Origin of the sequence: Bacillus sp. BS98 (assembly GCF_008432245.1) — a bacterium.
GTDB classification, from domain to species: domain Bacteria; phylum Bacillota; class Bacilli; order Bacillales; family Bacillaceae_G; genus Bacillus_A; species Bacillus_A toyonensis.
Genome location: NZ_CP043830.1, coordinates 3,205,078 through 3,219,841, shown reverse-complemented (window position 1 = coordinate 3,219,841; position 14,764 = coordinate 3,205,078). Strand labels below are relative to the sequence as shown.

12 protein-coding genes are annotated in these 14,764 nt (G+C 33.4%); 9 read left to right on the top strand and 3 right to left on the bottom strand.

Annotated features, from left to right (window positions below; genetic code table 11):
• Nucleotides 1–91 precede the first annotated feature (91 nt).
• A complete protein-coding gene (locus F0362_RS16680; RefSeq protein ID WP_000801034.1) occupies nucleotides 92–571 on the top strand; it encodes a GyrI-like domain-containing protein in 480 nt (159 codons plus the stop codon).
• A gap of 1,104 nt (nucleotides 572–1,675) precedes the next feature.
• Entirely contained in the window at nucleotides 1,676–2,377 is a 702-nt protein-coding gene (locus tag F0362_RS16670; RefSeq protein WP_000033277.1) for a hypothetical protein, read from the top strand.
• Nucleotides 2,378–2,812: 435 nt separating this feature from the next.
• Here the strand turns inward: F0362_RS16670 and F0362_RS16665 are convergent, their stop codons facing one another.
• Entirely contained in the window at nucleotides 2,813–3,034 is a 222-nt protein-coding gene (locus F0362_RS16665; protein ID WP_000265911.1) for a hypothetical protein, read from the bottom strand.
• A gap of 18 nt (nucleotides 3,035–3,052) precedes the next feature.
• The gene (locus tag F0362_RS30990; protein WP_002104975.1) at nucleotides 3,053–3,250 is read right to left on the bottom strand and encodes a hypothetical protein; all 198 of its coding nucleotides are present in this window, start codon (nucleotides 3,248–3,250) and stop codon (nucleotides 3,053–3,055) included.
• Between the two features lie 418 nt (nucleotides 3,251–3,668).
• On the opposite strand from F0362_RS30990, the gene F0362_RS16655 reads away from it, so the two are divergent.
• The 6 genes from F0362_RS16655 to F0362_RS16630 all read left to right on the top strand — a co-directional run bounded on the left by F0362_RS16655 (nucleotide 3,669) and on the right by F0362_RS16630 (nucleotide 11,876).
• Nucleotides 3,669–4,301, top strand: coding sequence for a LysE family translocator (locus tag F0362_RS16655; RefSeq protein WP_000254117.1), 633 nt, complete (start codon nucleotides 3,669–3,671; stop codon nucleotides 4,299–4,301).
• Between the two features lie 98 nt (nucleotides 4,302–4,399).
• Nucleotides 4,400–5,161 (top strand): glycosyltransferase family 2 protein, encoded by a 762-nt coding sequence (locus F0362_RS16650; protein ID WP_000140994.1) that lies wholly within the window; start codon nucleotides 4,400–4,402, stop codon nucleotides 5,159–5,161.
• Nucleotides 5,162–5,744: 583 nt separating this feature from the next.
• On the top strand, nucleotides 5,745–6,467 hold the full coding sequence (gene sigI, locus F0362_RS16645) for an RNA polymerase sigma factor SigI (RefSeq protein WP_002093524.1): 723 nt from the start codon (nucleotides 5,745–5,747) through the stop codon (nucleotides 6,465–6,467).
• Nucleotides 6,457–7,794 carry an anti-sigma factor domain-containing protein gene (locus F0362_RS16640; RefSeq protein WP_016091222.1) on the top strand — a complete coding sequence of 446 codons (1,338 nt, stop codon included), beginning with the start codon at nucleotides 6,457–6,459 and terminating at the stop codon, nucleotides 7,792–7,794. The genes sigI and F0362_RS16640 overlap by 11 nt, the downstream gene beginning before the upstream one ends.
• Nucleotides 7,795–7,998: 204 nt before the next feature.
• Complete coding sequence (locus F0362_RS16635; RefSeq protein WP_149889897.1) at nucleotides 7,999–11,349, top strand: trifunctional glycoside hydrolase family 18/polysaccharide deacetylase/glycosyltransferase family 2 protein; 3,351 nt, start codon at nucleotides 7,999–8,001, stop codon at nucleotides 11,347–11,349.
• Nucleotides 11,350–11,600: 251 nt separating this feature from the next.
• Nucleotides 11,601–11,876: an ArsR/SmtB family transcription factor gene (locus tag F0362_RS16630; RefSeq protein WP_000660069.1), complete on the top strand. Its 276-nt coding sequence runs from the start codon at nucleotides 11,601–11,603 to the stop codon at nucleotides 11,874–11,876.
• A 284-nt stretch (nucleotides 11,877–12,160) separates the two neighbouring features.
• Here the strand turns inward: F0362_RS16630 and F0362_RS16625 are convergent, their stop codons facing one another.
• The gene (locus tag F0362_RS16625; protein WP_149889896.1) at nucleotides 12,161–13,363 is read right to left on the bottom strand and encodes an ankyrin repeat domain-containing protein; all 1,203 of its coding nucleotides are present in this window, start codon (nucleotides 13,361–13,363) and stop codon (nucleotides 12,161–12,163) included.
• A 357-nt stretch (nucleotides 13,364–13,720) separates the two neighbouring features.
• On the opposite strand from F0362_RS16625, the gene F0362_RS16620 reads away from it, so the two are divergent.
• Nucleotides 13,721–14,521 (top strand): ABC transporter ATP-binding protein, encoded by an 801-nt coding sequence (locus F0362_RS16620; RefSeq protein WP_149889895.1) that lies wholly within the window; start codon nucleotides 13,721–13,723, stop codon nucleotides 14,519–14,521.
• Nucleotides 14,522–14,764 lie beyond the last annotated feature (243 nt).

The window sequence follows — 14,764 nt, the reverse complement described above, 5'->3', positions numbered from 1 at the left end:
ATCATTTTTTGACATGGTTTAAAGGTATTATAAACGTATCAGATGAAAAGATAAATCGTTTGATTAATAAAAAAAGAGGCAGGTTTTGTATATGAAAAATTATACTATAGAAGAAAAAGATAGCTTTATCGTGTTAGGTATTGGAACTGAAATTAAGAGTGAATACACAGACTTTGCTGGAATAAATAAAGAAAAGGAAGACTTTTGGTCGGCTGTTAAAGAAGATGGAAGGCTGGACACTTTAAAAGCTTTAGCTACAAATGAATACATTTTTTCCGTGAGCGAAGCGGTGAATAACAAAATGATGTATTATGCGGGTGTCATGACAGAAGCACAAATAGAAGAAGAATCTAGAGTGATTCAGTTTCCTAAGGGGGAATATGTAGTAGTGAAAGGTGAAGGTAAGACGGCTGAAGAGCTAAGTAATAAGCTTACTGGCATCGCCTTCGGTCAAGCTTTACCAGAAGCAAAGGATTTTGCCTATGTTGGTGGACCGAATACAACGGTTGAGATGGGGCAGAGAAATGGCTTATTATTTGGTGAAATGTGGATTCCGGTTGTTAGGAAGTAAAGTGATAAAAGGTGCGAATATGGAAAGTAGAGGCTAACGATCTTGTATTGTTGGCCTTTTTTCTGTGAACATAATATTTATAGTCAGCTACACACTATATTCTGATAAAAGGGAATTACTGTAAGATTGTGTTGGGTGAACAAAAAAGCTAGGAGTTCTTCTAGCATAAGGGTACAACTTAAAGTCGTAAAAGATAAAATAAATTAACGTTGTAATTAAACTTTAAATGTTAATTACTGTAGCAGTTAAATTACTTTCATTAATAGTGTTAGTTGATGTACCAATTCCCGAGGCATTCAGATTTAGACTGTATATATAAGTGCCGGGGGAGGGGTATCTATCCAGACTACTGAAACATTGTGTGTTCAATTAGTTGAAACATTCGCTGGTTTTTGAATATTATCTTGAGATTCTGACTGAACCGTAATAATAAAGGCATCTCTTTTCAGAATAAGAATTGAAGATACACTAAATTCTGTGAGAGGAATTAGAGAAGTATAATTAGTTCGGAAAACCCCTTCTAACTTTACTATTTCATTAACGCCTACACTAATAGCTGGTAATACGAGGGTAGTTGGGCTAGTTGCAGTATTATCACTTTGGTTAAATGTCAGTGAAATAATGCCAGGCGGCCCAGTATCGCCCTTTAGGGCACTAAATCAGGTGCCTTTTTACATTGGAATCGATGATACGATATTCCTACAGTTACTCGTTCTTTGAAAAGAGCATAACGTGGGGATAACGTATCTATGCGCTCATAATCAATGATCATAGCCGCTTTATCAAAATGTTACTGGAGAACTGGCATGGGCGGTAAGAATCCGCAATAAGGACTAAAAGACCAATTACATTTAAATATTTAGCCACGGTGCGTGAGTGTCGTGGCTTTTGTGTTTCTTATTGAGTTTAGTGTTTTCTATACTAGATTCATAAGTGATATAAAGGAATTTATAAAAAAGGTTACTTCTCATTAACTTTAGATACAAGGATAGTGTAATAGTGAAGATTTTGCTATTCATTTTTTGAATATTACTTTAAAATTTAGATAAAAAGATAGTATTACTTTTGATTAATTTTAAATGTCGAAATTGAGGGTGAATGCTAGTGTCTAAATTTACACAACAGGACCAAGAGGATTTTAAAAAAAATCTGCTTTATAAAAAAGATAAGAAATTTGTTGAATTTATCGTGGATAGTTATGTACATACCAAGGAGTTTTCTAATGATACTGATAGTTTATCTAATAAGGATAAATTAATGGAGTTAGAAAAAAATGATTTAAAGTATGTGAAAGCAAGAATAGAAAGTTTATCTGAGTACCATGATCCACTTAAAATGGATTCAATGATTCTACCAGCTGTTACGGTTTTATTTTCTGTACTTGCGACTGGATTTTTCGTTAATGCAAAGATGATTAATGGATCCACTAATTCTATGCAGATTAGTGGATTTACCGTAACAGGTTTCTGGATTTTTACAATCATAACTTTTATTCTTTTCGTATTGAGACCTGGTAAAAAGAAGCATAGTAAGATTATTTTCTTTAGTAAACTGGTTGACATATGTATTGAAGAGAAAGAACAGAAAAAAGAGCAAGAAGAAAAGAGAAGAGAGCAGAAAGAGAAAGAACAGGAAGAGCAGGAAGAGCAGGAAAAGAGAAGAGAGCAGAGAGAAAAAGAAGAGAAAGAAAAGCAGCGAAAAGAGAGTGATTATAAGCTAGTACGTTTATACCTTGAAAAACTAGTTATGCAAGAAGAAATGAAGGAAGTAAAAAGAAGCAGAAGAAAAAGATATAAAAAAAGATGATTCGGTGAAAAGCGCCCATTTAGGTGCTTTTTTTGTACAAAACAAACGGACTCAATAAACGAAAAAACAGTGATGTATGAGAGGTGTATTTTATTAAATTGCATTTAATTTAAAATAAAATGTGAAACTTTTCAAGAGTAGCTATTTTTATTTTGTATAATAAATTTTAGGCGAACGATTCAAAACGTTAAAACAGGGATGTTCAACAATAAATACGCTATGATAATCCAGAATGGCTAAGCGAAAATGAAGATATAAGCGAACTTAATGTGAAAGATAAAAGAGAAAACGCTAAGAATCGTTGGCAAGGAAATGCAACCAAAACAGCTTATAGTAAATATACCGATTTTAAAGATTGGAACAAGTAAAAGTAGCGAATCCGCTTCTTTTTTATTTTGCATAGAAAAAAGGAAACCATAAAGGATTCCTTTTAAATTACGCTGTCTTATAAATTTTATTTTTAATCCTATTTTTAGTATCTATAAATGCGGCGTATGTAGCTATAGCACCACCTAAATAATAGACTTGGAATTTGTGGTCAAAAGCTAATCCTGTAATGAAATTGTAGCTGTATATAAAACAAGTTATACTGAACAACCATAACATGAACTTTAAATCTTTTAAGCTCAATCTATAATTCTTAATTCTTTTCCACATATGTATCAACTCTTATTGTCATGAGGCTCTGTAGTTTTTCTTTTTAAAATCACGCATGTTGAGGAAAAAGAATAAAAGGAAGATAACAGCTGCGATGCCATTAATCCAGTAGTATGTGCGTCCTGTTGTGAATCCGTTATAGAAAGAATAGACATTCCAAATTATAAGAAGTACTGAACAAACAGTAGAGATCATTAATGAGCCAAAACTTCTCATGATTTTCACCTCGATTCAAAATGTTAAAACTTATTTATAATTTTACATTCAAATAATTAGATTTACAAGAATAGGATGTAATAAAATGATTTAAAGAAATTACCATGGAAATTATTTGAAAGAACTTGGTGAAGGGGAAGGGGGAAGATTGGATGCATTAGCGGATGAGTTAAACGGTGTAGTAAATAACCATTGGTATTCGATCAAATAAAAAGTGCTAACAAGTTTGCAAACGAACTTGCTAACACCTATACGAATTAGACATAAAATGCCGTTGATATTTCATTTTAAAAAATAGATTTATTCAAGGAGATTTTAAAGTTTTACTTAAGGGAGCGAGAAGTATGAATCTTTTCTCTCCTCAATCATGATAAAATGTACAATAGGAAATTTTATGTAACATAAAGGGGGAAGGTTTATGGTCAGCTTGAGTACCTTGGTAGCTTTTGCAATTGTTTCGCTTAGCATGGTTTGTTCACCTGGGCCTAATATGATTTACCTCATTTCCCGTTCCGTTACGCAGGGACGTATGGCGGGATTCATTTCTTTATTGGGCATCATGCTCGGATTTGTAATCTATATAATCGCAACTATGTTTGGACTTACAGTTCTATTCGTTGCTGTTCCCGCTGTATATGAAGCAGTAAAGTGGGCAGGTGCTGCTTACTTGCTCTGGCTCGCCTGGAATTCGATAAAACCGGGTGCTACATCTATTATGGAACCTCGTATGATTTCTAATGAGCCACCACGGAAATTATTTCTGATGGGACTCATGACGAATCTTCTGAATCCAAAGATTGCTATTTTGTATGTATCACTTCTACCTCAATTTGAAGATCCAGAGAAGGGATCGTTGCTTTTTCAAGGTGCAGTTTTGGGGCTTACGCAAATCACTGTTAGCTTTATAGTTAACCTTGTAATTGTATGTACAGCAAGTAAAATTGCAAAATGGTTTGGCACACGCCCAACGTGGCTACGAGTACAGCGTTGGCTTATGGCAAGTGTTTTAACGGGGCTTGCTGTACGTCTTGCTTTTGAACGTCGACAGTAAGAGCCTCTTTATCTGCAGTTTCTATAATATAACCTAATAAATATTAATATAAGTTATGTATAGCAGATATTTACCTTATAAAATAAGGGGGGAATATTATGACTGAGACAAACGAATTTTCAGGAGTCAATTTGAAAAAAGATGTGAAATTTTCTATTATAATTCCTGCACATAATGAAGAAAAGTACATTAGAAAATGTTTAGATTCAATTGCAAAGGCATCAGAGGCATATAAAGAGCAAACGGAAGTTATAGTTGTTTTAAATCGTTGCACAGATAAAACAGAGGAAATAGCAAAATCTTATAATTGTGTTACATTGAAAAATAACGATAAAAACTTATCTAAAATTCGAAATGCAGGGGCTAAAATAGCTAATGGAGAAATAATCGTCACTATAGACGCTGATACCATAATGACAGAGTCTATGTTGTCTAATGTAGATAAATATTTAACTTCAGGTAAATACATTGGTGGTGGGGTAAATGGGAAGTTTGAAAGAATATCTTTAGGAATATTTCTCTCCGCAATGTTAATAATAATTCCCTTACTTTTTAAGTACGGAGCTATATCTGTAGGGATTTTTTGGTGCTATAGAAAAGACTTTATGGCAATCAACGGATTTAATGAAAACATGCTTATGGCAGAAGATGCAGATTTCGCTAAACGGTTAAAAGAATGGGGAAAGAAAAATAATAAGAAATTCGGTACTATTAAAAATGGAATGATAACTTCATGCAGAAGATTTGATACATATGGAGACTGGACTTTACTTAAAAATCCAAAAGTAATTTTAGCTTATCTAAAAGGAAATGATAGAAAATACGCAGATAAGACATATTATGATAACCAAGAAAGATAAAAATGGAGAAAATCGGCAGAGGATAGCTAGTACTTTTTTAGATATAATGAGAATCCAACTTAATTTAATAGATATTATAAGAAAACCATCAATTTGATTATCCTTTTTCAAATTGATGGTTTTTTATTTTTGAAATAAATATGTATTTTTTATAAAAATATTTTTTGACCCCCATAAAACTATGTATTCCTCCGAATATGTATAGTGAAGAAAATAATTAGAAGAAAAATGACTATGAAAGAATATAGAAGTATTAATAAAATTACTAGATTAGGTGGGCATCTAAAATAAAAGGATGAAATTACCAATGGTATAGAGGAGAGTTATTCAAGGATTGCAGATAAAATAGAAAAAGAATAAGCAAAACGAACGGTAGAAAATAAGAAAGTAGATAAAAATACAAACTTAACTTTAGTGCCGAGAGAAAAGGAAAATCATTAAGAAAACGTTGGAAAAAGTTAGACTCTAAAAATATAACTAACAGCAAGAAAACAAGACCGAAGAAAAGTACCAAGAAAATCTGGTTAAATGGTCACTTGTGTAGTGGCCATTTTGCTATTTGAAGGAGGCTGGGAGATTACAAGTGTTGAGTTTAGTAATGAAGATCTTAAGAAAACCGAAAATAGAAGATATCGTATGTAACATACAAAACAACGAAGCAGATAAAGAAGCATTTATCGTACAGTATCAGCCTTTTATTAGAAAATCAATTTCATCTGTCTGCCGCCGATATATTACAGAACAGGATGATGAATATAGCATTGGATTGTTTGCGTTTAACGAAGCAATTGAACAGTATTCATATACAAAAGGAAAATCCTTTTTAGCGTTTGCTGATCTTCTTATAAAAAGAGATGTAATTGACTATATACGTAAAGAGTCTAAACATAACTTTGTCTTTTTAAAAGAAGATGAGCAAGAGGAAATGTTAGAAATGCAAGTGTCGCTTACGGAGTATATGAAAGAGATGGAAAATAGTAACCGTAAGGAGGAAATTCTTCATTTTCAAAGTGTGCTAGCTGAGTTTAAAATCACATTCTCAGAGCTTGCTAAAGAATCTCCTAAGCATCGTGATACGCGTGAGCACTTAATAGAAATTGTGAAAATTATTATAAAAGAAGAGGAAATGATGGAAGAGCTGTTCCGAAAGAAAAAGTTACCGCTTAAACATATTGAACCGCGTGTTAGGGTAAGTCGTAAAACGTTGGAACGACATAGAAAATACATTATTGCAATGTGTATTATTTTTGCAAACAACTATACATATATTCTGGATTACATAAGAGGGGAAAAGCATGATGAATAAAGGAATTGTGATGGATATAAAAAAGCATAGCGTAGTTGTTTTAACACCAAATGGAGAGTTTATTACGTGTAAAAGAAAAGGGGATTCTTGCATGATCGGGGAGGAAATCTCATTTGATGAGCAAGAACAAAAAGCATCGCATTTTTCGATTCCTTCCTTTTTAAAGCCTGCATCAATACTTGTTGCTTGTTTTCTATTTGCAGTGTTGTTTTTCTACAACCAACCAGAAGAAAAAGTATTTGCTTACGTCTCAGTTGATATAAATCCAAGTTTAGAGGTGAGCGTAACGAGGGATTTTCGTGTTATAGATTTACAGGCTTGTAATGATGATGGAAGGCGTATTTTAAAAGAATTGAAGCAATGGGAAAATAAACAATTGCAAGAAGTAATACGTACTATTATAAAGCAAAGCCAAGAGGATAAGTATTTAACGAATGATAAGCAAGTTATGCTAACAGCTGTTGCAAAGGACAAGGCACTAGAACCACAGTTGGAAAAGGCAATGAAAGAATTAAAGAAAGAATATGAGCTAAAACATATTACAGTTGAATATCAAAGTAGCACGATGCAAGTACGAGAGAATGCTAGAAAAGCTGGAATTGGCACAGGTGTCTATATAAAGCAAGAGAATGAAAAGAACAAATCGCTTACTCCCCCTGCCATGCCGTCTAATCCGGTGGAAAATGAAGAAGAGGTGCAATCACAGCCGGAGTCATCTCCTAATGCATCACTGGATTTGTCTCCTGTAGACGAAAAAAAATATGAAAAGCAAGAGCAGAAAGAACAAAAGAAAACAGAGGAACAGCCATCGAAGCAAATAAAAGAAAACAATGGAAGAGGATCTCAGCAAGAAAATAGAGGGAATCAGCAGGAGAATAACAGTAGAGAATCTCAACAAGGAAATAATGGGAATCAGCAAGGGAACAACGGAAGAGGGTCACAACAAGGGAATAATGGAAATGGGCAAGGGAACAACGGAAGAGGATCACAACAAGGGAATAATGGAAATGGGCAAGGGAACAACGGAAGAGGATCTCAACAAGGAAATAATGGGAATGAGCAAGGGAACAACGGAAGAGGATCCCAACAAGGGGATAATGGAAATGAGCAAGGGAACAACGGAAGAGGATCTCAACAAGAGAATAATGGAAATCAGCAAGGGAACAATGGAAGAAATCCTCAACAAGGAAATAATGGGAATCAGCAAGGGAACAATGGAAGAGGATCCCAGAAAGAAAATGATGGAAACGAGAAAGGGAACAATAGTAGGGGGTCTCAACAAGAAAATAGAGGCCACCAGCAAGGGAATGAAAAGAAGAATCAATAGAATCTGGAAGTGAGAGAGTCATTTCAAAGCTAAAAGGATGTATCTCGCTATTGTGGGCAGTAAAACTCCCATCTCAAAATTTGGCTGGGGCAAAGAAGTTAGGTGGGAGTTGGGCTGCTTGTAAATGCACAATTGGTGAGGGCTGATTAAAGTTGCACTTTATTATTTTATAGTTCTATTAAGAAGGAGGATGTGAAAAATATAATGGAGAAAAACATTCAACAAGAGAAAGATAAAGAAAAACCTGTTTTTTATGATCCGAAAGGAAGGAGAAACATAGCCTTTATTTGGTTTCTATGTATCTCAATAGTTAGTGTAAGTGTTGTATTTTATTTTTTCTTTCAAAGTATTTTTTCAACACCAGAAATTCCAAATATGAATACCGCTGTACAACAAGATACTAAACTTGTACCAATTAATCAAAAACTTAGTGATCAGCAGTTAAAGAAGGAAGAATTTAAACTAAATACCGAAACGAAGGATAATAAAAATTTGGTGAATTCGCCGAAGGATAGTAAACAACCTAAAGAAGTGTATGGTTTTTATGTAAACTGGGATGAAAATAGTACCGCTTCTTTAAAAGAAAATATCGATTCATTAACTACGTTAGTACCAGAGTGGTATCATTTAAAAGCAGATTTAACGATTAGAAGTGAGATAAAACCTGAGATAGTAAAGTTGGCAGAAAAAAATCAAGTGAAGATTATGCCTTTGCTTACTAACTATACTGAGGAAGCTTCTGGTCCTGATAGTGGGCTAATTCATAAGTTACTGAATTCTTCAAACGATGTAAAGACAAAGTTTATTAATGATTTAGTAAGCCAAGTTAAAAAGAATCAGTTTTCAGGTATTAATATTGACTTTGAGGCTGTACCTGAAAGTGATAGAGAAAACTTAACAAATTTTATGAAAGAACTTACTACGGAATTTCATGAACATGATTTACTCGCTACACAAGATGTTCCAGCTAATGATAAGGCTTTTGATTATAGTGCGTTAGCAAAAATAATAGATCGAATGATTGTAATGATGTACGATGAGCACTATGGAGCTGGGGAACCAGGACCAATTGCTTCAAATAAATGGTTCCAACATACATTGAAAGAACTGAATATTCCGTCTAATAAGCTTATAGTTGCTTTCGGTAACTATGGATATGATTGGGAAGTAAATAGTAAAGTAGCTGCGAAGTCTTTAACTTTCTCAGAAGTTATGGCAATGGCTCATGATTCAAATATGAAAATACAATGGGATAAGATGAGTGGAAACCCTTATTTTAGATATAAAACAGGAGAGAAAGAACATACTGCTTGGTTCTTAGACGGTGTTACTCTCTATAATCAAGTAAAAATCGCAATGGACAACAATGCAAAGGGGTTTGCATTATGGAGACTAGGAGCAGAAGACCCTACAATATGGAAGGTTTTAAAAAATCCTATTGAGGTACAAAAAAATCCTAATGTATTACATAAAATCAATAGTTTAGATGAAGTAAATTATTCTGGACAAGGTGAAATGTTACAGATTGAGAATGAAAGAAAAAATGGAATGAGAGATTTTAAAGTAGGCAAAGATGGTTACCTTACAGATGAAGTATATCACTCCTTACCATCTGCGTATGAAGTGCAACGATATGGAAAACCAAATGGAAAACAAGTAGTATTAACATTTGATGATGGACCAGACCCGAAATATACGCCAGAAATATTAGATATATTAAAAGAGAATAAAATAAATGCTGCTTTTTTTGTACTTGGTGAAAACGCGCAACTAAATACTAATATTGTAAAAAGAATATACGATGAAGGGCATGAAATTGGCAATCATACTTTCAAGCATCCTAACATAGCTGATACGTCTTTACTACGAACGAAAGTAGAACTTAATACGACGCAACGTTTAATTCAGGAAGTAACTGGACATTCTACGGTTTTATTTAGACCACCATATGAAGCGGATGCTAACCCGGATTCATCAAATGAAATATTGCCTATTTTACGTGCACAAAATATGAACTATACAATGGTAGGGGAAAAAGTTGATCCCGAAGACTGGGCAACACCATCAACAAATGAATTAGTAAGACGTGCTCTTAATCCTATTTATAAGGGAGAGGGAAATATTATTCTTCTCCATGATGCGGGAGGGAATCGTACCCATACAGTAGAGGCGCTCCCGATCATTATTAAAGACCTAAAAAAGCATGGATATAGTTTTGTAACAATTTCAGATTTAATGAATAAAGAACGAGATGAAATTATGCCACCTGTTTCTTCTGAGGGTAAGCAATATTTACTTTACAATAAAGCTGTCTTTTCAGGAGCGGGATATGCAAAGCATATATTAACAACGATTTTTTATATTGCTATTGGATTAGGTATTTTTCGATTCCTATTTTTAATTTATTTTGCATACAAGCAGAAAAAGACAGTAAGCGCCCGCTTATTTACTAATTCTTCTTATCAACCTTTCGTTACTGTTGTCATAGCAGCATATAATGAAGAAAAGGTGATAGCTAAGACGATTCGCTCCATTTTGGATAGTGATTATAGAGAGTTTGAAGTTATTGTTGTGGATGACGGATCGAAAGATGGTACGTCAAAAGTAATGGAAGAAACATTTTATAAGCATCCTAAAGTTCGTTTAATTCAGAAAGAAAACGGCGGAAAATCATCGGCAATGAATTTAGGGTTTCAGCAATCACGAGGAGAAATCATTGTTACGTTAGATGCGGATACTATTATTGCACAAGATGCTATTTCTTTAATGATTAGACACTTTGAAGATCATAATGTAGCGGCAGTTTCAGGGAATGTTAAAGTTGGGAATAGACGGAATTTATTGACTACTTGGCAACATGTTGAGTATATTACAGGATTTAACTTAGAACGTAGAGCTTTTGATGAGTTAAATTGTATTACAGTTGTTCCTGGAGCGATTGGAGCATGGCGTAAAAAGAATGTAGTTGAATCTGGTTATTTAAGCGAAGACACATTGGCAGAAGATACGGATCTTACTATTACATTTTTACGTCAAGGACATAGAATTGTATATGAAGAAAAAGCATATGCTTTTACGGAGTCACCTGAAGATGTGAAAAGTCTCATTAAACAACGATATCGTTGGTCATACGGTACACTCCAATGTCTTTGGAAACATCGAAAAGCGCTGTTTCATTCCAAACATAAAGCATTAGGATTTATTGCATTGCCCAATATGTGGTTATTCCAATATGTTCTGCAATTTATTGCACCTTTAGCAGATATATTAATGATTATGGGGCTTTTTGGTAGCAATCCGCTAAAAGTATTAGGATTTTATCTTGTATTCTTTGTCATAGACCTTCTCGCTTCACTATTTGCATTTAAATTAGAGAAAGAGAATCCAAAACCATTAGCATGGTTAATTTTACAACGCTTTATTTATCGTCAATTTATGACGTATGTTGTCATTAAATCTATATTCTCATCGATTCGAGGAGTAGCAGTAGGGTGGAATAAACTAAAGAGAATGGGGAGTGTTAAACATTCCACGGAACATAAGGAGGCATCATAAGAGAACAGATTATCTGCTCTCTTTTTCATTGATTTTAGCTAGTTGAATATAGAGTAGTAACATAAAACCTTCTGCTTCCATAACGAAATTTCTATTTATTACTGATAGTGAAACGTTATGTTAAGGCACTCCTTTGTTTTCGGGGTAAAGTTTTTTTATATTTTTTTAAAATGACGGACACAAAAACATATATGCTTACGAATTATATATATGGATATCATTAATATTTATATAAAAGGGGAGAAAGAAACATGAAAGAAAAAAAAGAAATGTATGTAGAAATCGCTGAAGTATTAAAGGTATTGGCACATCCTGTCCGTTTATCCTTAGTAAAAATAATGCTTGCAAAAGGCGCTACAAATGTAACAACAATGTATGGAAATTTACAAATGCCCCAAAGTACAATTAGTCAACATTTATCCAAACTAAAGGCTGCTAAAATCGTAACAGGTACTCGAAAAGGATTAGAAATTTATTATGAGGTAACGGACAATCGCACAAAATCAATATTGGCATGTTTAGTATAAATGATGACTTGCTAGACTTCGCAGTAACAAATTATATAACTATCCATAACACTATTTATTTAAATGATATAGGCATCCTGTTGGACAATTTTTTTGCTACTCTTAACGTGAAGCTAGCAAGTAGCAAAATGAAACGATTTCAAAATGAAAAACGCTATTCTTTTCTATGATTTTACAGAGAGAATAGCGTTTTTTACTTTTAAGGAGTATCTTTTTAATTAGCTTGATAGTGATATGGTATTATCTCTAAAATACAAAAATATTGATTTTACTTTCATTCTTTCTCATAATTTTGAGCTCAAAAGTTCGACTATCTCATCGTATCCAAGGCGTTCGGCTGTTTCGATGGGGGTTTCTTTTAATTTTTCATTCTTTGGCATACTGTATAATGTTGCTTTCTCATGCAAGTTCGGTTGATGTTGTAGTAACACTCGAACTACTTCAATAAAGCCTTGTTCACATGCACTATGTAACGGTGTGATTTTTCCTTGTCCTGTACTATGAATATTAGCTCCATTTTCTAACAACAGCGCTGCCATCTCTGGTTTATTGCGGCCGCAAGCAAGGCTTAATGCACCCCTTTTGTATTCTTCTAGTAATTCCATATCAATACCGTTGTCTATTAAAACCTTTGCTGCTTCAAGATTGTTATCCTCCACTGCGTAGTGGAGAGCTGAACGTTTCCTGTTTGTCACCGCATTTATATTTGTAATACGCTCTAAAATATATTGAACAATTTCTTGATTACCAGAACTACTAATTAAATGAAGAGGAGTGACTTTTCCGACCATGATATCATTTGCATTTTCACCTTTAGAAATTAAATATTTAATAATTTCTACGTTACCTTTTCCGCATGCTAGGGCAAAAGGTGTTTCTCCATGATATTTAATTTTCAAATCTGCTCCTGCTTCTACTAGTAATGTAACAATCTCAATATTGCCATTTAGACAAGCGATGTGAAGTGGCGTTTTTCTATCAGGTCCTTTTTTATTTAATGTAGATAATTTAATGTTTACTAACTTTTCTTTAACTGTTTCTATGTCATTTCTCATACACGCGTAGTTTAACGTTTTCTTAAAACTTTCGGCTTTAATAGCGCTTTGTAGTTGTGATTTACCAAAATCAGAGGTTGGTTCAATATGATAATGGCTGTATGCAAGTAAAAGTAGTGCAGAACTGCACTCTAAAGTAGGATTTAAATCGTCATAATAATCAACTTCATATAAACCATTTGTTTTGACAGTTAAAACAAATGCAGTCCAGTTCGATTCCCCGGTATGACGTACTCTTTGAATATTGTCCATAATTTCATTAGATGGAAGTCCTTCTGAGCCATGTTCAAATACTTTCATAGATTCATAATGAAAGTAACTATACGTCGTGACGACCCCATTGTAAAATGCAAATAATATCGATTTCTCAGCTGCATTGGGTATATGCTTTAACACGATTTCGACAAGTGTTGCTATATATTGATTCTTCAATGATTTCACCTCTATTAATATTTGAACTGGTAACGTTATAATTATTTGGAATCTCTAACATACTAATAATCTTAAGCAGCACTTTACGTAATTTTTAAAGAATATTTGATTTTTACATATATTATAACATTTCATCTTAGTTTGTTGGTAAAAGGCTTTCATGTTCATTAAGTTATCTGTTCTTTATGTACAAAGTTTATGAAAACTCAATTGACAGCAATAAAATTTATTAAGTTGATAATTATGAAGAGTAACAAATGACATGGGCAGTGGAACCCATATTTTTGGATAGAGGGCATTCTGTATTTTTGATATATTAATAGTCAGGGAACACAAATAAGGGGTGGAAATATAGAAATGGAATTATTTGATTACTATAAGAGAAAAGGGAAGTTTAAACTGTTAATTGGAACGGGTATTTTTATTCTTGCGTTATGCGCTGTATATGACGATTGGGGACATGTTAATTGGGGGCAGATTATCTTTTTTGTTATCGCTTCTTCTATCTTTTTTGGAATTGGATTTTGGCAGTTAAGAAAAGGGAAGCTGATACAAAAAAATACTATAAAAAGTAATGCAACATTTTGGGATGTTGATACTTTTGTCGTATTAGAATTACCTAAACGAAACAAGCAATTTGGTTTATATCATCCTGATGGTGGATATATTGCAGGAACAAAGATAGTTTCATCTAATATTCTTTTTTCAGTGATACCTTTTTTACATAATAAAGATGTTTATGGATTAGAAACAAGTAGCGGGGAAATTATAGCATATTTTCATACTGAAGTGGACGGATATGATTGGGTAACTTATGGTTCGAATTATAACCAGATTGGTATGTTTAAAGAAAAAATGATACAAGGATTTACTATGATACGTGGTACTTTGATGACTGATAAAGCTACAAAATTGTCAGATGTAGAAGTTGAGTTTGATTTTATTCAAAGCACTCTCCGTACAATAGAAGGACGTACATTAGCAATCGGTAAACAAGGATATATGCTTATAGAATGGAGTGAAAGGTTTATGGGTTTAAATGTACCTACTATTACATTAGGTTCTAATGCGTCTAATAATGAAAAAATTCTTGGTTTAGGGGTGCTCCTTTATAGCTTACGTACAATTGAGATTAGAAAAAATAGAGCGAGCGTTTAATAAGGGAAATGTAGTAAGTATATACGAAACTTTATAAAATTTCATTTTCCTAATTAAATCTTCTTGGATTGATAGATGGTGGGTACGTCCCATGTCCATTAACTTAAGAAAACAAGTTATCCCAAAAAAACGATAAAAATACAAAATTACCATTTTTAGGAGAATTTTCAACCTTAGGTTAATCACATGTTACGGTACCCTATTATAAAATTTTAGAAAAATTCTTGACATAGAAGATTGAAC